Raw genomic sequence first — 22,939 nt, forward strand, 5'->3', positions numbered from 1 at the left:
TCGTCACGCCCCCGTCAGCTTCGCGAACTTCTCTTCGTACGCCGTCTCTTCCTTCTGGGCGAGGGAGCGGAAGGCGTGGGACTTGGCCGCCATGGCGGCGTCGGGGATGATCAGCGGGTTGTTCGCCGCGTCCTCGTCGATCTTGGCCAGCTCCGCCTTCACGCCCTCGACGGGGCACACGTAGTTGATGTACGCGGCGAGTTCGGCGGCCGGCTTCGGCTCGTAGTAGTAGTCGATGAGCCGTTCGGCGTTGGTCTTGTGCCGGGCCTTGTTCGGGATGAGCAGGTTGTCGGTCGAGGTCATGTAGCCGCTGTCGGGGATGACGAAGTCGACGTCCGGGGTGTCGGCCTTGAGCTGTACGACGTCACCGGCCCACGCGATACAGGCCGCGAGGTCGCCCTTGCTCAGGTCGGAGGTGTAGTCGTTGCCGGTGAAGCGGCGGATCTGGCCCTTGTCGACGGCCTTCTGGAGGCGGGCGATCGCCGCGTCGTAGTCGTCGTCGGAGAACTTCGCCGGGTCCTTGCCCATGTCGAGCAGGGTCATCCCGATGCTGTCGCGCATCTCGGAGAGGAAGCCGACGCGGCCCTTCAGCTTCGGGTTGTCGAGCATGTCGGAGACCGACTTGACCTCCTCACCGTCGAGGGCCTTCTTGTTGTAGGCGATGACGGTCGAGATGCCCTGCCAGGGGTAGGAGTAGGCCCGCCCCGGGTCCCAGTCCGGGCTGCGGAACTGCTGGGAGAGGTTCATGAAGGCGTGCGGCAGGTTGGACGGGTCCAGTTTCTGTACCCACCCGAAGCGGATCAGCCGGGCCGCCAGCCAGTCGGTCACGCAGATGAGGTCGCGGCCGGTGGCCTGACCGGCGGCGAGCTGCGGCTTGATCTTGCCGAAGAACTCGACGTTGTCGTTGATGTCCTCGGTGTACTTGACCTTGATGCCGGTGCGCTCGGTGAACGCGTCGAGGCTCGGGTGGTGCTTGCCGCTGTCGTCGACGTCCATGTACTCGGTCCAGTTGGAGAAGGCGATCTCCTTCTCCTTGGCCGAGTGGTCCTCGGACGAGACGCCCGCGGTGTTCTTCGCCGCGGGGATGCCGCAGGCGCTCAGCGTGCCGAGCGCGCCGACGGCGAGCGCGCCGCCCGTTCCGGCGCGCAGCAGCGAACGGCGGCTCAGTGCGGCCCTGCCGTTCCTGAGACTGCGCCGCATGGCGGCCACCTGGGCCGGGGACAGGCGGTCGGGCTCGTACTGCTCCATGCGCGTGATGCCCTTTCGGGAGGTGCCCTTTCGGGAGGGTGGCGAGGACCGGCCGGAGGTCGGGCGGCCGGTCCCCGGTCTGACTAGCGGTCCCCGAAGATCGTGCGGTGCCAGTCCTTTCTGGCCACCGCCGTATTGTCGAACATGACATGCTTGATCTGCGTGTACTCCTCGAACGAGTACGCCGACATGTCCTTGCCGAAGCCGGACGCCTTGTAGCCGCCGTGCGGCATCTCGCTGATGATCGGAATGTGGTCGTTGACCCACACGCACCCGGCCTTGATCTCCCGTGTCGCGCGACCCGCCCGGTACACGTCGCGAGTCCACGCGGAGGCGGCGAGCCCGTACGGGGTGTCGTTGGCCAGGCGGATGCCCTCGTCGTCGCTGTCGAACGGCAGGACGACGAGGACGGGGCCGAAGATCTCCGACTGGACGATCTCGCTGTCCTGGGCGGCGTCGGCGACGAGGGTCGGACGATAGTACGCGCCCTTCGCGAGCTCGCCCTGCGGTGTCTGACCGCCGACGACCACGCGCGCGTACCCGCGGGCCCGGTCGACGAACCCGGCGACCCGGTCGCGCTGGACGTGCGAGATCAGCGGGCCGAGGTCGGTGCCGGGCGCGAACGGGTCGCCCAGCCGGACGGTCTCCATGAGGGCGGCCGTGCGCTCGACGAACGCCTCGTAGAGGGGACGCTGGATGTACGCGCGCGTGGCGGCCGTGCAGTCCTGCCCGGTGTTGATGAGGGCGCCGGCGACGGCGCCGTGCACGGCGGCCTCCAGGTCCGCGTCGTCGAAGACGACGAAGGGGGCCTTGCCGCCGAGTTCCAGGTGGAGCCGCTTGACGGTGGCGGTGGCGATCTCGGCGACCCGCTTGCCGACGGCGGTGGAGCCCGTGAAGGACGTCATGGCCACATCGGGGTGCCCGACGAGGTGCTCGCCGGCCACCCTGCCGGTGCCCGTGACGATGTTGATCACACCGTCGGGGATTCCGGCGTCGGTGGCGGCCTGCGCGAACAACAGCGAGGTGAGCGGGGTCGGCTCGGCGGGCTTCAGGACGATCGTGTTGCCCGCGGCGATCGCCGGGAGGATCTTCCAGGCGGCCATCTGGAGGGGGTAGTTCCAGGGGGCGATGGAGCCGACGACACCGATGGGCTCACGCCGCACGTACGAGGTGTGGTCGCCGGAGTACTCGCCGGCCGACTGGCCCTGGAGGTGGCGGGCGGCGCCCGCGAAGAAGGCGGTGTTGTCGATGGTGCCCGGGACGTCGAACTCACGGGTGAGCTTCAGCGGCTTCCCGCACTGGAGCGACTCGGCGCGGGCGAAGTCCTCGGCCCGGTCGGCGAGCACGGCGGCGAACCGGTGCAGCGCGTCGGACCGCTCGCCGGGGGTGGCCGCGGCCCAGCCGGGGAAGGCGCGGCGGGCGGCGGCGACGGCCGCGTCCACGTCGTCCGTGCCGGCCAGCTCGTAGGTGAGAACCTCGTCGCCGGTGGCGGGGTCGACGACCGCGTGCGTGTGGCCCGACGTGCCCTTCGTGAGGCGGCCGGCGATGTACTGCGCGCCGGCCGCGAAGCGTTCCTGCGCGGGGAATCGGTCCGGGGTGGCGGTGCCCGGGTTCTGCATGTCGCTCTCCTCCGCCTTGTCCCCCTGTGTCCTGGGGGCGGGTGGCGTAGCTCCAGCTCGATTTGAGTGCCGATCCTGACAGAGGGACGGGGCATCAACAAGTGATTCCGTTGTTGCCTTTTGGTTACGCGACGGAATCTGTCGACCAGGTGTCCAGTCGCGGGTGAAAATCGAGGACGGAGTGTCCGTGGCGGGTGCCACACTCGTCGGCATGCTGAAGATCGATTCTTGGGACGCGCTGATCAGCGAGGTCCAGGCGGGGGCGAGGGTCAAGTACCTGCACTTCTGGGGGCACCGTCCGCGGCCCGACGGCCGGGTGGGGCCGAGCTGTCTGAGTCAGTGGTGGCCGTCGCCGTTCACGGTGGACGGCGTGGAGTACGCGACGGCGGAGCACTGGATGATGGCGTCCAAGGCCCGGCTGTTCGGTGACGTGGAGGCGGAGCGCAAGGCCGTCGCGGCGTCGAGCCCCGCGATGGCGAAGAAGGTGGGGCGCCTCGTACGCGGCTTCGACGAGGCCCTGTGGGAGCGGGAGCGGTTCGGCATCGTCGTCGAGGGCAGCGTCCACAAGTTCGCCGCGCACGACGATCTGCGGGCCTGGCTGCTGGGCACGACGGTCCGCGTCCTCGTCGAGGCCAGCCCCCTGGACCGCGTCTGGGGCATCGGCCTCGCGGCGGACGACGAACGCGCGATGGACCCCACGCGATGGCGTGGCCCCAACCTGCTGGGCTTCGCCCTGATGAAGGCGCGGGAGCGACTGCTGCGGGGGGAGGACGGGTAAGCCCGGGGTCTGGGGCAGCCACAGACCCGCAGGGCCCCCGCGGCCCTGGGACCCACCGCGGTGGGCCGGTGGGGGCGGGCTCGGAGGAAGGGCTACGGGCTCGGCGAGGCGAGGCGGGCGAGCGCCGGCGGGGCGTTCTCGCTCGACAGGGCCAGGGACAGGGACAGGGAGGTGTCGTAGCCGTCGTCGAAGACGTCGGTGTCCGACTCGTCCGTGCCGTACGGTGCGACGACGATCAGGACGAAGAAGCCGATGCCCATGAGGAAGCCGGCGATGCCGCAGATGATTCCGGCCAGCGCGTGCCCGGGGTTCGTCGCCTCGCCCCGGCTCGCCTTGGCGCGGCCGATGACGCCGAAGATCACCGCCATCACGCCCAGCAGGATGGCCAGCGGCCACATGCAGAAGAGGGTGGCCGCGCAGATCCCGAGCACCATCGAGGCGATGCCCATCCCGTTGCTCGGCGGGGGCGGCATGAGGGGCCAGCCGTAACCGGAGGTGTGGGCGTGCCCGGCCGGGCCGGGACCGCCACCCGGGTACGGCGCATAGCCGTACGGGAACTGCCCCGGTCCGTCGGGGCTGATCGGCGGGGGCGGCACGGGGGCGCCGGGGCCGGGTGTCGACGCCGGAGGAGGACAGGCGGCGGGCGCGGGCGGGGGGTAGGCGGCGTAGGGCGCGGGCGCCGGGTAGGCCGTCGTGCCGTCGGAGGGCGGGGCGAACGGACTGCTCGGGGCGGGGCCCTGCGCAACGGGGTGCGGAGTGGCTGTGGGAGGAGCGAAGGGGTTGGTGGCGTGCGGCGCCGGAGCCGGTGAGGGCGACCCGGCCGAGGGCGGGGCGAAGGGGTTGGCCGGGTGCGGCGGGGGCGCCGGGAAGGCCGTCGTGTCACCCGGTGCCGCGAAGGGGGCGCGGGCCCCGGACGCGGTCGCGGGTGGCGGGGTCCACGCCGGAGGGGTCACGGGCTCCTGCGCGGCCGGGGCCGCGAACCCACCGGGGCCGGCCCAGGGCCGGGGTGCCCCGGACACCGGCTCGGGGCCCGTCGCACCGGGGGCGGGGCCCGTTGCACCGGGGGCGGGGCCCGTTGCACCGGGGGCGGGGCCCGTTGCACCGGCGGCCGACTTGTCGAGCGACACCCGGGCGGCATCCGCCACATCCGCGTTCGCAGGCTTGTCGAGCGATACGCGAGCGGCATCCGCCACGTCTGCACGCGCAGGCTTGTCGAACGCGACCTTCCGGGTGGGCGCCGACGGCCCTCGGTCCTCGGGGCGGGGCGGCAGGTCCGCGGGCGCGGCCGCTCCCTCCGACCCCTCCGACCCCTCCGACCCCTCCGACCCCTCAGACTCCTCCGACTCCTCCGAAGTGGGCGCGGCACCCTCCCCGGCGGCGGCACCCTCCCCGGCGGCGGCACCCTTGGTCGGCGTCGCGGCTGACGCAGCCGCCTGCGCCTCCGCGCCGGCCCCGGCGCCGGATATCGCACTCTCCCCCGGCGCCACCCAAGCACCCCGGAGTGTCGGCGGGTCTGCCGGTGTCGCCGGAGTCGTGGCCTCGTCGGACGACATGCGCGGGTCCCCCTCTGTTCCGTTCCGCGTCGTGGCGTTGCGTCTCGTCGATCCCGTCGTACCGCTGACCGGACAAGCGGAGGACGGCGCACCATCAGCCGCACGTTCGGTCATGCTAAAGCCCGACGCCCCCGACGCGGATCCCGCCGCCTACGATGACCCCCGAGTCATCGATCAGCCGATCACCCGCGTCCCCCGAAGAAGACCATCGGTCCGGGCCGGACGCCGTTCCCGGGAGGAACCTTGACCGACCACCGCACCGCGCCCGGCGGGCCCGCCGCACCCGGCGTCTCCCCCGCGCCCGACGGCAGCGGCGCCCGCGACCTGCACGCCTTCATCGCCGGCCTGCCCAAGGCCGAACTGCACGTGCACCACGTCGGCTCCGCCTCCCCCCGGATCGTCTCCGAACTCGCCGCCCGCCACCCCGACTCGAAGGTGCCGACCGACCCCGAGGCGCTTGCGGACTACTTCACGTTCACGGACTTCGCGCACTTCATCCAGGTGTACCTGTCCGTCGTGGACCTGATCCGCACCCCGGAGGACGTCCGGCTGCTGACGTTCGAGGTGGCCAGGGACCTGGCCCGGCAGCAGGTGCGGTACGCCGAGCTGACCATCACGCCGTACTCGTCGACGCGTCGCGGCATCGACGAGCGGGCGTTCATGGACGCGATCGAGGACGCCCGCAAGGCGGCCGAGGCCGAGTTCGGGACCGTACTGCGCTGGTGCTTCGACATCCCCGGCGAGGCGGGACTCGTGTCGGCCGAGGAGACCGTCCGGCTCGCCACCGACGACCGGCTGCGCCCGGAGGGCCTGGTGTCGTTCGGGCTCGGCGGGCCCGAGGTCGGTGTGCCGCGGCCGCAGTTCAAGCCGTACTTCGACCGGGCCGTCGCGGCCGGGCTGCACTCCGTTCCGCACGCCGGCGAGACCACCGGGCCGGAGACGGTCTGGGACGCGATCAACGAACTGCGCGCGGAGCGCATCGGGCACGGCACGAGTTCCGCCCAGGACCCGAAGCTGCTCGCCCACCTCGCCGAGCACCGGATCGCCCTGGAGGTCTGCCCCACGTCGAACATAGCGACGCGCGCGGTCCGCACCCTCGACGAGCACCCGATCAAGGAGTTCGTGGCGGCCGGTGTCCTGGTGACCGTCAACTCCGACGACCCGCCGATGTTCGGCACCGACCTCAACTCCGAGTACGCGGTCGCCGCCCGGCTGCTCGACCTCGACGAGCGGGGGCTGGCCGCGCTCGCGAAGAACGCGGTGGAGGCGGCCTTCCTCGACGAGCCCGGCAAGGCCCGGCTGGCCGCCGAGATCGACACCTACACCTCGGCCTGGCTCGCCCCCTGATCGCACCGGAAGACGACCCGCACCGGAAGCACCATGAACCCCCTGCGCACCGTGACCGCCGTGGCCCATCGCGGCGCCCCGTACCGCCACCGCGAGAACACCCTGGACTCGCTGCGCGCGGGGCTCGCGCTGGGCGCGGACGCCGTCGAGTTCGACGTACGGACGACCCGCGACGGCGTGCCGGTCCTGCTCCACGACTCCACGCTGAAGCGGCTGTGGGAGCTGGACCGGCCGATCGCGGCACTGTCCGCCGCCGAGGTGCGGGGGCTCACGGCGGACGGTGTGCCGACGCTGGCCGAGGCCTTGGCCGTCACCGGGGACAACCGGGTCATGATCGACCTGCCGGGCGCCGCCGACCGCCGGGCGATACGGCAGGTCGCGGGCGTCGTACAGGAGTGCGGGGCGCAGGAGCGGGTGTACTACAGCGCCGGGGCCGACACCATGCTCGCGCTGCGGGCCGTCGCCCCCGACGCCGAGATCGCGCTCACCTGGAAGACCCTCGCCCCGCCCCGCCCGGCCCTGCTCGCCGTCGTACGCCCCCGCTGGCTCAACTACCGCTTCGGGTTGGTGAGCCGGGCCCTCGCGGACCGTGTCCACGGCGACGGCTACCTGCTGTCCGTGTGGACGCCGGACACCCGTCGCTCCATGCGGCGGCTGGTGGACCTGGGGGTCGACTCCATCACCACGAACCGCGTCGACACCCTGTGCGCCCTGCGGAACGGGAACTGACGACCGCGCGTCCGGGTAGCCGACCCTCACACGTCGGACCGCTGGGCCACCGTCGCCGCGTCCTCCGGTGTCTCCCGGGTGACGTACTGCGGCACGGGCGTCGTGTCCGTGCCGTTGTCGCGGACGAGGCCGTAGCGGAGGGCGCCCTGGTCGGGGCCGCGGTTGACGTCCTCCTCGACGGCGGTCCGGGAGGAGGGGAACACGGACATGTTGTAGTCGGCGCCGCGTTCGTTCTGGACGAGGGTGACCGTGCCGTCGAGGTAGAAGTACTCGTTCTGCCACATCTGCTGGGTGCCGTCGGGAAGGACGATGTAGCCGATGTCGGGGCCGCCCATGCCGCTGGTCCGGCCGTCCGGCGACACCGGGTCGTCCATGCGGCGGCCGCCGCCCGAGGCGACGTGGAAGAGCCTGCCCTTCAGCCCGGTCCAGGCCGGCATGACCAGGGCGCCCGGCCGGTACTGCGGCGCGAGCTGCCAACGGACGAGGATGTAGCCCTCCCCCTTGAGGGTCACGCTGTCGCCGCGGTGGTTCATCACGGCGTGCGCGCCGCCGGTGCTCTCGATCCCCGTCTCGGGCCGGCGAGGAAGGGCTCGGGGCGGGGTGTCCGGGTCGGGCGCCCGGTCCACGGCGTCCACGACCGTGCCGTACGACGCCTCGCGCTTCTTCTTCGGCGACGCCGACGGTGACGGGGGCGGGCTGGGGGACGTCGAGGGTACGGGCGCGGAGGGGGAACGGCGCGGGGCGGGGGCCTGCGGGCGGGCCGTGCTCAGTGCGGTGGGCGCCGCTTGCGGGGCCCGTTGTTCAGGGGGCTTCGTCACCACGTATGCGCCCCCCGCGACGATCGTCGCGGACGCCGTCACCGCCACCGCCGGTTTGGTGAGGGCGCCCAGCACCTTGGCGGACCACCCGACGGAGGCAGTGGCGGCCGTCGCCGCGACCGCCGCCTTGCCCCCGAACGCCAGCGACAGGGTGAAGCCGACGGGGAGCGGGACGAGGGCGAGGCCGACGAGGAGACGCTCGGCGGGTACGACGGCCTCGCCGCGCCTGCCGTGGCCGTCGCAGCGGTCGCAGCCGCGGATGTGCCGGGCGATGCGCTTGCGCCACACCGAGTCGGGCCGCCCGGTCCACCGGGCGGTCACCTGGCGCAGGTCGGCGCAGGAGGAGTCGAGGGCCCTGACGATGCCGCGCGCGGTCTCCAGACGGGCCTTCATCCGCTGCACCCGTACCGCGGCGTGCTGCCGGCTGATGCCGACGGCGGCGGCGAGGTCGCGCCGGCTGAGTTCGCCGGCGACCTCCAGCCACCACAGGGAGAGCAGTTGCCGGTCCTCGTCGTCGAGCCAGCGGACCGCCTCGGCGACCTCGCGTCGCTGGCCCTCCAGTTGGAGCCGCAGCACGGTCAGTTCGGCGAAGTCGGCGGCTTCGTGGCCGTCGGTGTCGGCGAGCCGGTCGGTGGTGCGCCGTCGCGCCCGGTCCCGTATCTGGCGCATCGCGATGGCGACGAGCCAGGACCGGAAGCTGTCCGGGTCGCGCAGGGTGCCGAGGTTGTCGACGGCGCGCAGCATGGTCTCCTGCACGACGTCGTCGACGTCGGCGTGACCGTTCAGGGCTCGGCCGACGATGTTGTAGACGAGCGGCAGCCAGCCCTCGACCAGTTCGTCGAGGGCCCGCCGGTCGCCCGCCTGTGCGGCCGCGATGGTGGAGCGCCACTGCCGCCCGTCCACGTACGTTCCTTCCGGCCCCGGGGGGTGCACCCTGCTCAATCGGCTGTTTTCCGTACCTTCTCAGCCGTTCCCGTGACAGGGGGAACCCGCGAGGCGGAGATCACACGTCCCATGCGGCGCGCTCCTGTACGTGGGGAAACAGGCGTCGGCGTGGAGACGGGACGCAGGCGCCGCCGATAACAGTTTTCGGCCCGTGACGCGGCCGGGGCACTCAGGCCGTGGCCGCCGGCGGCGTCGCGACCGGCGTCAGCGCCTCCAGCCGCTTGATCCGCTTCCACACGACGTACAGCGGGATCACTCCGAACACCCCGAACGACATGTCGATCAGCGACCACCAGAAGGGGATGCCTCGGACGGGACCGCAGATCAGGGCCAGCGGGATGATCCCCGCGCAGGCGATCATCCCGACCTCGACGACCCAGATGTTGCGCACCGGGTCGCGGCACGGCCCGGAGAAGGCGACCGCGATCACGAGGTGCGCGAAGGCCAGCCAGTCGGTGCCGTACAGCAGGAACGGGTACTCGGCGTCGGCCTCGTCCAGCCCGGCGCGCACCCGCTCGATCCACTCCATGAGCCCCGGCAGGTGGTCACCGACGGACAGCGACCGCATCAACTCCTCGGTCCAGCGCAGCTCGTGGACGAGCGGGAAGGCCGTGGCGCCGCTCAGCACCAGGCAGACGACGAAGAAGACCAGCCACGCGCGGATGCCCTTCACCAGGGCGGCTCTGTCGCTCATGGCAGGAGCGTACGCCCGTACTTGAACACGTTCAAAAGCCCCCCCTCGCCCACCCCACACCCGCCACCCGCCACCCGCCACCCGCTCACCGCCGGACCCCGCGCGGCGCGCCCCATACCTCCGGACGCAATAAGGCGATTCTTCCCGCTTTTCGCGACCCGCCCGCCGTTCGACGAATTACGGCGAATGGCAGGAGAATGCGACGGGCAATTCGTGGTGACCGTGTGCGCGGCTCTTGAAGAAGGCTTGCGGCCCTTTACCAACTGCCGTAGTTACGTGAATCATGAACCTGTTCAACCGTGCTGCGTCCCTGCGCCGCCCGGCTCCCCCCACTGACCGACAACTCCCCCACGAATCCCCGGCGTTCGCCGCCACCGGCACGCTGGATCCCGCCCTGGCGGGGCTGACCGGAGAATGGATCATCGACCGGGCGCACAGTCGTATCGGTTTCTCCGTCCGCCACGCCCTGGTGACGACCGTGCGCGGAGCTTTCACGCAGTACGAGAGCCGGCTCTATTTCGACGGCCGTGACCCGTCCCGCTCGCAGGCCGAGATCCTGCTGTCCACCGCGTCCGTCGACACGGGCGTGGAACAACGCGACGCCCATCTGGTCGGCCGGGACTTCCTCGATGCCGCGACCTATCCCCGGATGCGCTTCGCCAGTACGGCGGTGGACCTCGTCGGCAACGATGTCTACCGCATGACCGGCGACCTCACGATCAAGAACGTCACCCGTCCCGTCGACCTCGAACTCACCTATATCGGCCATGTCGTCGACCCGTTCGGATACGAGCGTGTCGGCTTCGACGGCACGACCACGATCAACCGTTCCGAGTGGGGCCTCACCTACAACCAGCGGCTCGCCGAGGGCGGCGCCATGGTCAGCGAGAAGGTCCGGCTGCAGTTCGACCTCGCCGCGATCCGCCAGTTCCCCGGGGCCTGACGAGCCCACGAGGAGCACCCGACGGGCATGACGCGGCCGCCCGGGGTCATGCGCCCCGGGCGGCCTCGTCGGCGATGACGCGTCACCCCTCGGCGGCCTCTTGCGCGATCCGCTCGAACTGGGCGCCCATGGCCTCGGAGAGCGCCTGGGCGGCCGAGAGCGGCCGCACCATCACCGTGAACTCGTCGATCCTGCCCTGCTCGTCGAAGTGCAGGAAGTCGCAGCCCTGCAACCGCTTGCCCGCGACCGTGGCGGTGAACACCAGGGCGTGGTCACGGCCGTCCGGGTTGGCGATCTCACGAACGTAGGTGAAGTCCTCGAATACGCGGGAGACGGCCCGCAGGATCGCGGCGGTGATGGCCTTGCCCGGGTACGGCTTGAAGGCGACGGGGCTGGTGAAGACGACGTCGTCGGCCAGCAGGGCGGCGACGGCGTCCATGTCGCCGCTCTCGACGGCCTTACGGAAGGGATGCACGAGCCCACCTCATGAGCTGATATTGAACAAATTGACTATGACACAGGCAGGCTAGAGGGCGGCTTCCCCCTTGTCCACAAGCGCGGAGGCGGCTGTACGTCGCCTCCTTGAGTAGTCACACGCGGTGTTAGCGTGGGTCCATGGCGTTGCGGAACGCGGTGATGGCCGCGCTGTTGGAGGGCGAGGCGTCCGGGTACGACCTCGCGAAGGCGTTCGACGCGTCCGTGGCCAACTTCTGGATGTCGACCCCCCAGCAGCTCTACCGGGAGCTGGAGCGCATGGAGGCCGAAGGGCTGGTCGCGGCCCGTGTCATCGAGCAGCAGCGCCGCCCCAACAAGAGGCTGTTCTCGCTGACGGAGGCCGGGCGCGCGGCCGTGCACGCCTACACCGTCGAACCCCTCGGCAAACCGTCCGCGATCCGGGACGAGTTGCTGGTCAAGGTGCAGTGCGTGGACGCCGGCGACATCGACGCCGTACGCAAGGCCGTCGCCGAGCGCATGGAGTGGGCCACGGCCAAGCTGGCCCGCTACGAGCGACTCCGCCGCCGTCTGCTCGACGGGCGCTCCGAGGAGGCGTACTTCGCCGAGGCCGAGCGCGTCGGCCCCTACCTCACCCTGTTGCGCGGCATGTCCTTCGAGCGGGAGAACCTCCAGTGGGGCGACATGGCGCTCCGCCGCCTCGACCAGCGCGCGGCCGCGCTCCACGCCGAGAACTGACCCCGCGGCCCGGGTCCGCGGCGAAGGCCGACCCCTGCTCGCCCCAGGGCGTGGTCAGGGCGTGGCGGTGAGCACCGGGAGCAGTTCGGGGCGCTTGGGTCGACGGCCGTCGCCGGAGGACTGTCCGCGCAGCCGGCGGAGCAGCCAGGGGCCGAGGAAGGCCCCGGCCCAGCGCAGTTCGGCGCCGAGGGCCCGCAGCCCCGCGGCCGCCGCCCCCTCGGGCGGCAGCGGCAGGGTCCAGCTGTCGTCGCTGCCGGGCAGGCCGAGCGCGTACGCGGCGGCGTCCGCGATGCGGTCGTGGCCGAGGGGCCCCGCGTGCAGCCGGTCGGCGCTCCACAGCCTCGGGTCGGTCGCCACCGGGTGCGCGGCCGTCTCCGCCACCACCACGCCGTGCCGTGCGGCGGCCTCGCGGATGCGCTCGTTGAGCGCGAGGACCCGAGGGGCGAGCGGCCGGGCCATCGGCGAGATCCGGCCGACGTCGGGGAACATGAGCGTCGCGACCGTGGCGCCCTGCGCGGTGAGCGCGGCGAACATAGCCTCCAGGTGACCGGCCACCTCGTCCAGGTCGCAGCTCGGGCGGAGCACGTCGTTGACGCCGGCCACCACGGTGGCGAGGTCGGGCCGCATCGCGAGCGCCGGGGCGAGCTGCTCGGCGCGCACCTCGCCCGCCTTACGGCCGCGCACGGCGAGGTTCGCGTACAGCAGGCCGGGGCTGTGCCGGGCGACCCGCTCGGCCAGCCGGTCCGCCCACCCCCGGAACCCGTGCACGTCGTCGCCGTCCCCGAGCCCCTCGGTCTGACTGTCACCCAGGGCGACGTACCGCAGATACGCACCGCTCGACACGGGCCGACCGCCTCCTCGCCAACACCGCCCGCGAAGGGCGAACCGATCACCCCTAGACAACTCCGTACCTAGGTGCATTGTTGACTATGAAGATAGCGCCGCGCCCGAAGCACTCACAACACGGGCTCCTCAACCCCGACCCCCGCACCGGCCACCCCGACACGGGCCGCCGCGGCGCCTACCCTCACAACCCCACGATCCCGTTCCAGCGCCTGGCGAACCCGGGCCGTTCCTTCGGGGTGATGTCGCGGGCGATCGCGAGGCGGGACCGCATGGTGCCGTCGGGGAAGATCAGGGGGTCCTCGGCGAGCGCGGCGGTCTCCTTGTCCGAGGCGGAGGCGAGGACGTCGCGGGCGGCGGGGACGGGGCAGACGTAGTTGACCCAGGCGGCCAGTTCGGCGGCGACCTCGGGGTCGTAGTAGTGATCGACGAGGCGTTCCGCGTTGGTCTTGTGCCGGGCCAGGTCGGGGATCATCAGGGACTCGGACCACAGTTCGGCGCCCTCCTCGGGGACGACGAACGCGATGTCGGGGTCGTCGGCCTGGAGCTGGATCACATCGCCGGAGTAGGCCTGGCAGGCGAGGACGTCCCCGGACGCCAGGTCCTTGATGTAGTCGTTGCCGGTGAACCGGCGGATGTGGCCCGCGCGGACGCGGGCCTCCACCTGGTCGCAGATCCGGTGGAAGTCGTCGGCGCTCCAGCGCGTGACGTCGACGCCGTTGCCCTGCATCAGCAGCGCGAACGCCTCGTCCAGCCCGGAGAGCAGGGTGACGCGCCCCTTGAGGTCGTCCGCCCACAGGTCGGACAGACGGCGCAGTTCGCTGCCCACCTTCCGCCGGTTGTAGGCGATCCCGGTGATCCCGGACTGCCAGGGCACGGTGAACGCGCGTCCCGGATCGAAGACGGGCGACCGCAGTTGCGGATCGAGGTGCGCGGTGACGTTCGGCTGGGCCGCCCGGTCCATCTCCTGCACCCAGCCCAGCCGTACGAACCGGGCGCACATCCAGTCGCTGAGCACGATGAGATCGCGCCCGGTGTCCTGGTGGTTCATCAGCGCCGGGCCGACCTTGCCGAAGAACTCGTCGTTGTCGTTGATCTCCTCGACGTAGTCGACCCGGATCCCGGTCCGCCGTTCGAACGCCGCCAAGGTCGGCCTGCGCGACTCGTCCGCGTCATCGGTGTCGATGTACAACGGCCAGTTCGCCCAGCTCACCCGCTTCTCCTGGATGGACCGGTCTGGTCCGGCCCGGTCCCCGGGCGCGACATACGCGGCAGGCACCCCGCACCCGGCGAGCCCGCCGGCCAGCGCACCGGAACCAAGGGCGCGCAGAACAGAACGACGGGACGGAGGACGGGCGTTGCCCCGCGGTACGAACATCACCGCAGCATGCCGCCCGGCCTCCACCCCGTGCAACGAGGCGGACCGCCCGTCAGTCCAGGGACGTCATGACGTGCTTGATCCGCGTGTAGTCGTCGAACCCGTAGCCCGAGAGGTCCTTGCCGTACCCGGACTTCTTGAATCCGCCGTGCGGCATCTCCGCGACCAGCGGGATGTGCGTGTTGATCCACACGCATCCGAAGTCCAGCGCCTTCGACATCCGCATCGCCCGGCCGTGGTCCTTGGTCCACACCGACGAGGCGAGGGCGTACTCCACGCCGTTCGCCCACTCGACGGCCTGGGCCTCGTCGCTGAACGACTGCACGGTGATGACCGGCCCGAAGACCTCCTTCTGGATGATCTCGTCGTCCTGCTTCAGCCCGGAGACGACGGTCGGCGCGAAGAAGTAGCCCTTGTCGCCGACCTGCTTGCCCCCGGCCTCCACGCGCGCGTGCGCCGGCAGCCGCTCGATGAACCCGGAGACCTGCTTGAGCTGGTTGGGGTTGTTCAGCGGACCGAACAGCACGTCCTCGTCGTCCGGCTGCCCGGTCTTGGTGTCGGCGGCGGCCTTGGCCAGCGCCGTCACGAACTCGTCGTGGATCGACTCCTGCACCAGCACCCGCGTGGCCGCCGTGCAGTCCTGCCCGGCGTTGAAGAAGCCCGCCACGGAGATGTCCTCGACGGCCTTGGCGATGTCGGTGTCCTCGAAGACGACGACCGGCGCCTTGCCGCCCAGCTCCAGGTGGACCCGCTTGAGGTCCTTGGACGCCGACTCGGCGACCTGCATGCCCGCCCTCACCGAACCGGTGATGGACGCCATGGCCGGAACGGAGTGCTCGACCATCAGGCGGCCCGTGTCACGGTCGCCGGTGATGACGTTGAAGACGCCCTTCGGGAGGATCGCCCCGATGATCTCGGCCATCAGGACCGTCGACGCCGGCGTGGTGTCCGACGGCTTCAGGACGACCGTGTTGCCCGCGGCGATCGCCGGGGCGAACTTCCACACGGCCATCATCATCGGGTAGTTCCAGGGCGCGACCTGCGCGCAGACGCCGACCGGCTCACGGCGGACGATCGAGGTCATGCCCTCCATGTACTCGCCGGCCGAGCGGCCCTCCAGCATCCGGGCCGCACCCGCGAAGAAGCGGATCTGGTCGACCATCGGCGGGATCTCCTCGGACCGGGTCAGTCCGATCGGCTTGCCGGTGTTCTCCACCTCGGCCGCGATGAGTTCCTCGGCCCGCTCCTCGAACGCGTCCGCGATCTTCAGCAGGGCCTTCTGGCGCTCGGCCGGGGTGGTGTCCCGCCAGCCGGGGAACGCGGCCGCGGCGGCCGCCATGGCCGCGTCGACGTCGGCCTCGCCGGACAGGGGCGCGGTCGCGTAGGCCTCGCCGGTCGCGGGGTTGACCACCTCGGTGGTCCGTCCGTCGACCGCGTCGCGGAACTCCCCGTCGATGTAGTTACGCAGACGACGCAGCTCGGTGCTCACTGCCGTGCCCTCCAGATATGGGTTCCAGATGGGGGTGTCCATCCTTTGAGACACCACCCTAATCCGCCGACCGACGTTTTCAACACCCCCGACACCAGACTCGCTGCGAAATCCGCAAGCTACGGCGCTGTAAACAACGAATTTCATCGATCCGGCCTTGCGGAACTGTCGAGGTCTCGTGCACAGTGTGCTCGTGGCCAGTCGAAGCGCAGAGCAGAGGGACTCCCGCGAGCCCCGGAGGGACTCCAAGGAGCCCAGGAACGGCACTCCCCAGTTGGACGCCGTCTCCCTCGCCATCGTCCAGCAACTCCAGGAGGACGGCCGCCGGCCGTACGCCGCGATCGGCAAGGCCGTCGGCCTCTCCGAGGCGGCCGTGCGGCAGCGCGTGCAGAAGCTGCTGGACCAGGGCGTGATGCAGATCGTCGCCGTCACCGACCCGCTCACCGTGGGTTTCCGGCGCCAGGCCATGCTCGGCATCAACGTCGACGGCGATCTCGACCCGGTCGCGGACGCGCTGACGGCCATGTCGGAGGTCGAGTACATCGTGATCACCGCGGGTTCGTTCGACCTGATGGTGGAGATCGTCTGCGAGGACGACGACCACCTCCTCGAGGTGATCAACAAACGCATCCGGACCCTGCCCGGCGTGCGCTCCACCGAGAGCTTCGTCTACCTCAAGCTCAAGAAGCAGACCTACATGTGGGGAACCCGATAACCGTGAGGACGCGATAACCGTGAGCCCCAAGGACCTCAGCAAGACCGCGTACGACCACCTGTGGATGCACTTCACCCGCATGTCGTCGTACGAGAACTCCCCGGTCCCCACCATCGTCCGGGGCGAGGGCACGTACATCTACGACGACAAGGGCAAGCGGTACCTCGACGGTCTCGCCGGTCTCTTCGTGGTCCAGGCGGGCCACGGCCGCACCGAACTCGCGGAGACCGCGCTCAAGCAGGCGCAGGAGCTGGCCTTCTTCCCGGTGTGGTCCTACGCCCACCCGAAGGCCGTCGAGCTGGCCGAACGCCTCGCCCACCACGCGCCCGGCGACCTGAACAAGGTCTTCTTCACCACCGGCGGCGGCGAGGCGGTCGAGACCGCCTGGAAGCTCGCCAAGCAGTACTTCAAGCTCGTCGGCAAGCCGACCAAGTACAAGGTCATCTCCCGCGCCGTCGCGTACCACGGCACCCCACAGGGCGCCCTGTCGATCACCGGTCTGCCCGGCCTCAAGGCCCCCTTCGAGCCGCTGGTCCCCGGCGCGCACAAGGTCCCGAACACCAACATCTACCGCGCCCCGCTCTTCGGCGACGACCCCGAGGCCTTCGGCCGCTGGGCCGCCGACCAGATCGAGCAGCAGATCCTCTTCGAGGGCCCGGACACCGTCGCGGCCGTCTTCCTGGAGCCGGTGCAGAACGCCGGCGGCTGCTTCCCGCCGCCGCCCGGCTACTTCCAGCGGGTCCGCGAGATCTGCGACCAGTACGACGTGCTGCTCGTCTCCGACGAGGTCATCTGCGCCTTCGGCCGCCTCGGCACGACGTTCGCCTGCGACAAGTTCGGCTACGTCCCGGACATGATCACCTGCGCCAAGGGCATGACCTCGGGCTACTCCCCGATCGGCGCCTGTGTGATCTCCGACCGCATAGCCGAACCCTTCTACAAGGGCGACAACACCTTCCTGCACGGCTACACCTTCGGCGGCCACCCGGTCTCCGCGGCCGTCGGCCTCGCCAACCTCGACCTTTTCGAGCGCGAGGGGCTCAACCAGCACGTTCTCGACAACGAGGGGGCGTTCCGCTCGACGCTGGAGAAGCTCCACGACCTGCCGATCGTCGGCGACGTCCGCGGCAACGGCTACTTCTACGGAATCGAGCTGGTCAAGGACAAGACGACGAAGGAGAGCTTCGACGAGGCCGAGACCGAGCGGATCCTCTACGGCTTCCTGTCGAAGAAGCTGTTCGAGAACGGGCTGTACTGCCGCGCCGACGACAGGGGCGACCCGGTCGTCCAGCTCGCCCCGCCGCTGATCTCCGACCAGTCGACCTTCGACGAGATCGAGCAGATCCTGCGCGCCACGCTGACAGAGGCGTGGACCCTGCTGTAAACCGCCCTCCGGCGCCGCGCACGGCCCGGGATGCCCCCGTACGAGTGAGATGGGGGCGTCCCGGGCCGCGTGACGTCCGGCCCGGCCACCCCTCGTGCCTAGCGTGCCTGGTAACCGATCAGCCCTGCTTTCGTTCCCCCGGACGGGGACTCCCCACGGCAATCCCTGATCCGAACCGAGGTGTACGCCCATGGTGGCCCCGCCGGACAACGACGTGCTCTGGGCACGTGGTCTGACCTACGCGCACGACGGCTCGCCCGCGCTGCAAGGCGTGTCGATGGGCGTGCGGGAGGGCGAGATCCTCGCCGTGACCGGTCCGCGCGGCAGCGGCAAGACCACCCTCCTGCGCTGTCTGTCCGGCCAGCTGCGGCCCCAGCAGGGCGAGGTGTGGTTCAACAGCGTCCCGGTGCACACCATGGGGACGGTCTCGCGGGAGCGGCTGCGCCGAGACCGCTTCGGCTGGATCGACCCCGAGCCCGCGCTCGTCCCCGAGCTGAACGTCTGGGAGAACACCGCCCTGCCGCTGATGCTGCGCGGTACGGGCCGCCGGGCCGCCAAGGCCGCCGCCCTGGAGTGGCTGGAGCGCCTCGACATCCGCGACACGGCCCGCAAGCGGCCGCACGCCCTGCTGCAGTCCGAGCGCCAGCGGGTGGTCGTCGCCCGTGCCCTGGTCGCCGCGCCCACCGTGCTCTTCGCCGACGAGCCGACCGCCCCGCTGCACCGCGCCGAGCGCTCCCACGTCCTGCGCACGCTCACCGCGGCCGCCCGTTCCCACGCGATCACGGTCGTCCTCGCCACCCACGACGCGGAGACCGCCGCCCTCGCCGACCGCACGGTGACCCTGCTGGACGGCCGATGCGTCAAGACCGTCCACCTCCCGCCCACCACCGGCGCCGAACCGAGGCCGACCGCCCGCGGGGACGGTCGCACCACCACGCGCGAGGGCGGCCGCGCCGCCGCGCGGGACGACGGCCGCGCCCCCGCGCGAGAGGACGGCCGGGGCGCCGCGCGCGGTCAGGCGCGGTCCGCGGCGCGCGGTGACGTCCGGTCCGTCGCCGAGGGTGAGCGCCTCGCCACCACCGTGGGCAAGGCCCGGCACGCCGTCGGCGAGGGCAGCCGGCCCGCCTCCGAGGCCGAGCGGCCGACCGCCGGCCTGCCGGCCGATTCCGGAGCCGACCGGCCAACCGTCACCGCCGCCGCCCCCGAAGACGACGGACGAACCGCCGTCGCGCGGGACGGCGACTCCGGCAAAGGGGACCGCCCGTCCGCCGCCGAGGGAGGAGGCCGGGCCGCGTGCTCGCTCTCCGTCTAGCCCGCCGCGCCCACCCCGTCGTCCAGCTCCGTCGGCTGCTCGTCGCCGCGGCCTCCGGCGGCACGGGGTTCCTGCTGCTGTGCGCCCTCGGGTACGCCCTGGCCCACCCGCACGCCTCCTCCGGCTCGCTGCTCCGGCTGCTCTGGTGCCTCGCCCCCGCCGCCGCCACGATCCACTTCGCGGTGACGGTCGCCCGGACCGACCCCGGCACCCGGCCGCGCCCCGGCCTGTCCGCCATCGGCCTCGGCCCGGTCCGCCTCATGGCCGTCTCCGCCGTGACGACGGCCCTGTCCACCACCCTGGGCTCCCTGCTCGCCCTGCTCGTCTTCCTCCACCTGCGCGGCGACCTCGCCGGCATGCCCTTCGACGGCACCGCCGCCGACGTCCTCGGCGCCGGCCGCCCCCTGCCGCTGCCGGCCGCCCTCACCCTCCTCGCCCTGGTGCCGGTCGTGGCGTCCGTGACGACGGCACTGGTCCTGCGTCCCCGCGGCCCCCGGTCCCTGGCCGCGAACCTCCGGACGCGCTTCATGGCGTACGACGCCTTCGACGTCCGCCGCCGGGTGCGGGAACCGGCGGGCGCGACCAGGTTCGAGGAGGAGCCGGAGCCCGACGAGGAGACCTCCGCGACCGCCGAGCCGGACCAGCCGCCGGCCCCGCGCCCCGCGCCCGGCGGCCTTCCCTGGGGCGTCGCCGTCCTCGCCGTCGGCCTCACCGTCGAGACCTATGCCGGGCAGTCCGACGCCGGCTCCGCCCTCGCCCTCCCCGGAGGCTTCGCCGACAGCCCCGCCGGGGTGCTCGGCGGCTGGCTGCTGACCGCGCTGGGCCTGGCCCTCGCCGGCCCCGGGCTCACCCACCTCACCGGTCGGCTGCTCCAGGCCGTGCGGCCGGGGGCGCTCAGGCTGCTGTCCGGGCGGGTGCTGCAGGCTGAGGCCCGGCGGATCGGGCGGCCGCTCGGGGTGGTGTGCGCGGTGGCCTCCGGGGCGTACGCCATGGTGACGCTGTCCTCCGGCACGCGCCCCACGGTCGGTCCGCTGACCCTGCTGGGCGCGCTCGTCGTGGCCGGCTGCACCGTCCTCACCCTCGCCACGGCCGCCGTCGAGGCCCGCCGGGCGCACGCCGACACCACGGCCGCGCTGCTGCGGATGGGGGCGCCCGCCGCCCTGCCCCGCCGGGCGGCCCTGCTCCGCGCGGGTGCCCTGCTCGCCGTCTTCGGCCCGCTGACCTGGACGGTCGCGGAGCTGGCGGCACTCCCGCTGGCCTCCTGACCACCGGCCGGCGGTGGCAGCGAGGGCTCCGGAGAACTCGTACGAAAAAAATCCGCGACCGGCGATGAGTTTCACGGAGGGCCCCGGTCTACCCCCTCGAACGGACCGAGACCCACGACGGACCTACCGACGCTACGGGAGAGACCCGCATGTACCAGCAGATGATCTTCGTGAACCTGCCCGTGAACGACCTCGACGCCTCCAAGAAGTTCTTCACGGAGCTGGGGTACTCCATCAACCCGCAGTTCAGCGACGAGAACGCCGCCTCCGTCGTGATCAGCGACACCATCGTGGCGATGCTGCTCACCAAGCCGTTCTACGCGACCTTCACCAAGAAGGAGATCGCGGACGCCACCCGGACCAGCGAGGTGCTGCTGTGTCTGAGCGCCGAGAGCCGCGAGAAGGTGGACGAGTTGGTGGAGAAGGCGGTCGCCGCCGGCGGTACGGCCTCCGAGAAGATCCAGGAGATGGACTTCATGTACGGCCGCGCCTTCGACGACCTCGACGGCCACACCTGGGAGGTCGTGTGGATGAACCCCGACGTCATCCAGGGCTGAGTCCCGACGCCTCGAGGAAGCCTCCCGCCGGTACGCCCGCGCCTAGCATGGGCGGGTGCAGACGATGCCCGCCCATGCGGCCCACCACGACGACCGCGAGATCGAGACGATCGAGGAGTTCGACGCGACCGTCTCGGCCCGCGCCACCCTCTCCGGATACCGCGTCCAGGCCGTCGACCTGACGGACCGCACGCGCGAACTGCTCACCACCGACACGGCGGGCGCCGTCTTCCTCGGCTGCCCGATGCGCGAGGACGCGGCGGCGAAGATCCGCGCGGACGGCGCCCTGGTCTTCCCACCCATACCGGATCTGCCCTTCGACCCGTACCGGGGCCTGCTCTACTCCCCCGACGAGTTGTTCGCGTCCCTGGCGGACGGCGGCTACGAGGCGACGCCGGACGCCCGCTCCTACGCCTGGTTCCAGCGGACCAAGGCCGACCGGGACATCTTCGCCTCCACACTGCGCGCCGTCCACGACGACTCCGTCTCCGACGCGCTCGACGAACTCCTCGTCGGCGCACGGGTGGTGGGAGTGATGGGCGGCCACGCGATGGCCCGCGGCACCGCGGCGTACGAGGGTGCCGCCCGCCTCGGCCGGAGCCTCGCCCGCTCCGGTCTCACGGTCGCCACCGGCGGCGGCCCGGGCGCGATGGAGGCCGCCAACCTCGGCGCCTACGCCGCCCCGCACGACGACGCGATGCTCGCCGACGCCCTGCGACTGCTGGCGAAGGCACCGAAGTTCACGCCGTCGATCACCGACTGGGCGAGCGCCGCCTTCGAGGTGCGCACCCGCTGGCCCAAGGGCGGCACCTCCGTGGGCATCCCCACCTGGTTCTACGGCCACGAGCCGCCGAACCCGTTCGCCTCCCACATCGCCAAGTACTTCGCCAACGCCACCCGCGAGGACGGCCTCCTCGCCCGCTGCGACCACGGCGTCGTCTTCCTGCCCGGCGCCGCCGGCACCGTCCAGGAGATCTTCGACAACGCCACCCCCAACTACTACGAGTCCAGAGGCGAACCGACTCCCATGGTCCTCGTCGACCGGGTCCACTGGACGGAGAAGCTCCCCACCTGGCCCCTGCTCAGCTCCCTGGCCCGTGACCGCTCCATGGAGTCCCGGATCGCGCTGGTCGACCGGATCGAGGACGCCCCCGAGGCGCTGGAGCGGCTCCGCGGATGAGGGCGGACGGTGCGGCGAACCGGGAGTAAACGCATGGGCTGTTCATCAATGGGCAAAGCCAACGGCTCGGACACTTCTTCGGATTGACAGTACTTATGCCGCGCTTATAAACCTGTGAGGCACATGGGGAAGCCGCTTCACCGGCGGCGCCTCCGTCACCCCCACCCCCCTGTGCTCCCCGTGAAGGGCAAACGTGTCCGCATCTCCCCGAATCGCGCGAGCAGCGCGTTGTCTCGGTGTCGCCTCCGCTTCCGTCGCACTCATGTTCGGCGTCGCGGGCAACGCCATGGCCTGCACCATCAAGGACTTCTCCGCCGTGGCGGAGTGCGACGGCGGCAAGGGCGTCATCCGAGTGACCGACGTGGACCCGCTGGGCGTCCCGGCCGAGGTCACCGTCTACCTGGAGAACAACGGGGCCGACCTGCGCAAGGTGGGCACCCAGGTCATCGAGGGCTCCACGGCCGAGGGTGTGACCGTCACCTTCGACGAGAAGTGGAAGCCGAAGGCCGAGTACCGCATCCACATCGCGGCGGACACGTACGTCGACGAGGACCTGCCGATCCTGGTCGCGCCCGACGAGTCCTGCAAGAAGGCGGACGACACCTCGCCCGCCTCCTCCGAGAAGTCGGAGAAGCCCGGAAAGCCCGGAAAGCCCGAGAAGCCGGGGAAGCCCGCCGAGAAGGAGCCTGCCGAGGAGGGGAAGGCCCCCACGCCGTCCACCTCTGAGAGCGGCACGCCCGCCGGTTCGGGCGGCACCAACAACCTCCCCTCCCCCGAGGGTGACTCCCACCTCGCGGAGACCGGGGCCCACTCCAACACCGGTCCCATAGCCGGTGTCGCGGCGGTCCTGGTCGCCCTCGGCGTCAGTGCCGTGCTCTACAGCACGCGGCGCCGCGGGTCCTCCATGCGCTGACCGTCCTCGTACGGCCGTGCGGCCCGAGCTCCTCGGTG

Annotated in this window: 20 protein-coding genes and 1 pseudogene; 12 read left to right on the top strand and 9 right to left on the bottom strand. The window is 71.6% G+C overall.

Features of this window, described 5'->3' with window-relative positions:
• Nucleotides 1-3 precede the first annotated feature (3 nt).
• Together ACZ4Z3_RS30830 and ACZ4Z3_RS30835 are read right to left on the bottom strand one after the other, a co-directional pair.
• Nucleotides 4-1,248: a polyamine ABC transporter substrate-binding protein gene (locus tag ACZ4Z3_RS30830; RefSeq protein WP_468504107.1), complete on the bottom strand. Its 1,245-nt coding sequence runs from the start codon at nucleotides 1,246-1,248 to the stop codon at nucleotides 4-6.
• 83 nt (nucleotides 1,249-1,331) lie between these two features.
• A complete protein-coding gene (locus ACZ4Z3_RS30835) occupies nucleotides 1,332-2,867 on the bottom strand; it encodes a gamma-aminobutyraldehyde dehydrogenase (protein ID WP_468504108.1) in 1,536 nt (511 codons plus the stop codon).
• 211 nt (nucleotides 2,868-3,078) lie between these two features.
• On the opposite strand from ACZ4Z3_RS30835, the gene ACZ4Z3_RS30840 reads away from it, so the two are divergent.
• Complete coding sequence (locus ACZ4Z3_RS30840; RefSeq protein ID WP_468504109.1) at nucleotides 3,079-3,645, top strand: NADAR family protein; 567 nt, start codon at nucleotides 3,079-3,081, stop codon at nucleotides 3,643-3,645.
• Between the two features lie 92 nt (nucleotides 3,646-3,737).
• Here the strand turns inward: ACZ4Z3_RS30840 and ACZ4Z3_RS30845 are convergent, their stop codons facing one another.
• A complete protein-coding gene (locus ACZ4Z3_RS30845; RefSeq protein WP_468504110.1) occupies nucleotides 3,738-4,598 on the bottom strand; it encodes a DUF4190 domain-containing protein in 861 nt (286 codons plus the stop codon).
• Nucleotides 4,599-5,441: 843 nt separating this feature from the next.
• Here ACZ4Z3_RS30845 and ACZ4Z3_RS30850 point away from each other — a divergent pair.
• Entirely contained in the window at nucleotides 5,442-6,545 is a 1,104-nt protein-coding gene (locus tag ACZ4Z3_RS30850; protein ID WP_468504111.1) for an adenosine deaminase, read from the top strand.
• A gap of 33 nt (nucleotides 6,546-6,578) precedes the next feature.
• On the top strand, nucleotides 6,579-7,274 hold the full coding sequence (locus ACZ4Z3_RS30855) for a glycerophosphodiester phosphodiesterase (RefSeq protein ID WP_468504112.1): 696 nt from the start codon (nucleotides 6,579-6,581) through the stop codon (nucleotides 7,272-7,274).
• Nucleotides 7,275-7,300: 26 nt separating this feature from the next.
• Here the strand turns inward: ACZ4Z3_RS30855 and ACZ4Z3_RS30860 are convergent, their stop codons facing one another.
• Nucleotides 7,301-8,995 carry an RNA polymerase sigma factor gene (locus ACZ4Z3_RS30860; RefSeq protein ID WP_468504113.1) on the bottom strand — a complete coding sequence of 565 codons (1,695 nt, stop codon included), beginning with the start codon at nucleotides 8,993-8,995 and terminating at the stop codon, nucleotides 7,301-7,303.
• A gap of 211 nt (nucleotides 8,996-9,206) precedes the next feature.
• Complete coding sequence (locus ACZ4Z3_RS30865; protein WP_468504114.1) at nucleotides 9,207-9,731, bottom strand: hypothetical protein; 525 nt, start codon at nucleotides 9,729-9,731, stop codon at nucleotides 9,207-9,209.
• A gap of 283 nt (nucleotides 9,732-10,014) precedes the next feature.
• Here ACZ4Z3_RS30865 and ACZ4Z3_RS30870 point away from each other — a divergent pair, with 283 nt between their 5' ends.
• Complete coding sequence (locus tag ACZ4Z3_RS30870) at nucleotides 10,015-10,674, top strand: YceI family protein (protein WP_468504115.1); 660 nt, start codon at nucleotides 10,015-10,017, stop codon at nucleotides 10,672-10,674.
• 82 nt (nucleotides 10,675-10,756) lie between these two features.
• Here the strand turns inward: ACZ4Z3_RS30870 and ACZ4Z3_RS30875 are convergent, their stop codons facing one another.
• Nucleotides 10,757-11,149: a nuclear transport factor 2 family protein gene (locus ACZ4Z3_RS30875; protein WP_468504116.1), complete on the bottom strand. Its 393-nt coding sequence runs from the start codon at nucleotides 11,147-11,149 to the stop codon at nucleotides 10,757-10,759.
• A gap of 140 nt (nucleotides 11,150-11,289) precedes the next feature.
• Here ACZ4Z3_RS30875 and ACZ4Z3_RS30880 point away from each other — a divergent pair, with 140 nt between their 5' ends.
• The gene (locus tag ACZ4Z3_RS30880) at nucleotides 11,290-11,865 is read left to right on the top strand and encodes a PadR family transcriptional regulator (RefSeq protein WP_468504117.1); all 576 of its coding nucleotides are present in this window, start codon (nucleotides 11,290-11,292) and stop codon (nucleotides 11,863-11,865) included.
• A 54-nt stretch (nucleotides 11,866-11,919) separates the two neighbouring features.
• Here ACZ4Z3_RS30880 and ACZ4Z3_RS30885 read toward each other — a convergent pair whose 3' ends face one another.
• The 3 genes from ACZ4Z3_RS30885 to ACZ4Z3_RS30895 form a co-directional block, all read right to left on the bottom strand.
• Entirely contained in the window at nucleotides 11,920-12,708 is a 789-nt protein-coding gene (locus ACZ4Z3_RS30885) for an SGNH/GDSL hydrolase family protein (protein WP_468504118.1), read from the bottom strand.
• A 184-nt stretch (nucleotides 12,709-12,892) separates the two neighbouring features.
• Complete coding sequence (locus tag ACZ4Z3_RS30890; RefSeq protein WP_468504119.1) at nucleotides 12,893-14,086, bottom strand: ABC transporter substrate-binding protein; 1,194 nt, start codon at nucleotides 14,084-14,086, stop codon at nucleotides 12,893-12,895.
• Nucleotides 14,087-14,138: 52 nt separating this feature from the next.
• Nucleotides 14,139-15,575: a gamma-aminobutyraldehyde dehydrogenase gene (locus ACZ4Z3_RS30895; RefSeq protein ID WP_359701623.1), complete on the bottom strand. Its 1,437-nt coding sequence runs from the start codon at nucleotides 15,573-15,575 to the stop codon at nucleotides 14,139-14,141.
• Nucleotides 15,576-15,753: 178 nt separating this feature from the next.
• Between ACZ4Z3_RS30895 and ACZ4Z3_RS30900 the strand changes: the two genes are divergently transcribed.
• The 7 genes and pseudogenes from ACZ4Z3_RS30900 to ACZ4Z3_RS30930 all read left to right on the top strand — a co-directional run bounded on the left by ACZ4Z3_RS30900 (nucleotide 15,754) and on the right by ACZ4Z3_RS30930 (nucleotide 22,901).
• Entirely contained in the window at nucleotides 15,754-16,290 is a 537-nt protein-coding gene (locus ACZ4Z3_RS30900; protein ID WP_079049258.1) for an Lrp/AsnC family transcriptional regulator, read from the top strand.
• A 19-nt stretch (nucleotides 16,291-16,309) separates the two neighbouring features.
• Nucleotides 16,310-17,674, top strand: a complete 1,365-nt coding sequence (locus ACZ4Z3_RS30905) for an aspartate aminotransferase family protein (RefSeq protein ID WP_468504120.1) — start codon at nucleotides 16,310-16,312, stop codon at nucleotides 17,672-17,674.
• A gap of 190 nt (nucleotides 17,675-17,864) precedes the next feature.
• Nucleotides 17,865-18,587: pseudogene (locus tag ACZ4Z3_RS30910) on the top strand (ABC transporter ATP-binding protein); the annotation flags it as partial.
• Nucleotides 18,588-18,967: 380 nt separating this feature from the next.
• Complete coding sequence (locus ACZ4Z3_RS30915) at nucleotides 18,968-20,251, top strand: hypothetical protein (protein WP_468504121.1); 1,284 nt, start codon at nucleotides 18,968-18,970, stop codon at nucleotides 20,249-20,251.
• Nucleotides 20,252-20,400: 149 nt separating this feature from the next.
• Nucleotides 20,401-20,808 (top strand): VOC family protein, encoded by a 408-nt coding sequence (locus ACZ4Z3_RS30920; protein ID WP_468504122.1) that lies wholly within the window; start codon nucleotides 20,401-20,403, stop codon nucleotides 20,806-20,808.
• Between the two features lie 55 nt (nucleotides 20,809-20,863).
• A complete protein-coding gene (locus tag ACZ4Z3_RS30925) occupies nucleotides 20,864-21,988 on the top strand; it encodes an LOG family protein (protein ID WP_468504123.1) in 1,125 nt (374 codons plus the stop codon).
• Nucleotides 21,989-22,250: 262 nt separating this feature from the next.
• On the top strand, nucleotides 22,251-22,901 hold the full coding sequence (locus tag ACZ4Z3_RS30930; protein ID WP_468504124.1) for an LAETG motif-containing sortase-dependent surface protein: 651 nt from the start codon (nucleotides 22,251-22,253) through the stop codon (nucleotides 22,899-22,901).
• Nucleotides 22,902-22,939: the final 38 nt, after the last annotated feature.

Source organism: Streptomyces sp. NPDC030296, assembly GCF_055572815.1.

Bases quoted from the DNA above. Each gene is read 5' to 3' on its own strand.
- ACZ4Z3_RS30830 (WP_468504107.1), bottom strand. From the start codon at position 1,248: ATGGAGCAGTACGAGCCCGACCGCCTGTCCCCGGCCCAGGTGGCCGCC.
- ACZ4Z3_RS30835 (WP_468504108.1), bottom strand. From the start codon at position 2,867: ATGCAGAACCCGGGCACCGCCACCCCGGACCGATTCCCCGCGCAGGAA.
- ACZ4Z3_RS30840 (WP_468504109.1), top strand. From the start codon at position 3,079: ATGCTGAAGATCGATTCTTGGGACGCGCTGATCAGCGAGGTCCAGGCG.
- ACZ4Z3_RS30855 (WP_468504112.1), top strand. From the start codon at position 6,579: ATGAACCCCCTGCGCACCGTGACCGCCGTGGCCCATCGCGGCGCCCCG.
- ACZ4Z3_RS30865 (WP_468504114.1), bottom strand. From the start codon at position 9,731: ATGAGCGACAGAGCCGCCCTGGTGAAGGGCATCCGCGCGTGGCTGGTC.
- ACZ4Z3_RS30870 (WP_468504115.1), top strand. From the start codon at position 10,015: ATGAACCTGTTCAACCGTGCTGCGTCCCTGCGCCGCCCGGCTCCCCCC.
- ACZ4Z3_RS30880 (WP_468504117.1), top strand. From the start codon at position 11,290: ATGGCGTTGCGGAACGCGGTGATGGCCGCGCTGTTGGAGGGCGAGGCG.
- ACZ4Z3_RS30890 (WP_468504119.1), bottom strand. From the start codon at position 14,086: ATGTTCGTACCGCGGGGCAACGCCCGTCCTCCGTCCCGTCGTTCTGTT.
- ACZ4Z3_RS30920 (WP_468504122.1), top strand. From the start codon at position 20,401: ATGTACCAGCAGATGATCTTCGTGAACCTGCCCGTGAACGACCTCGAC.
- ACZ4Z3_RS30930 (WP_468504124.1), top strand. From the start codon at position 22,251: ATGTTCGGCGTCGCGGGCAACGCCATGGCCTGCACCATCAAGGACTTC.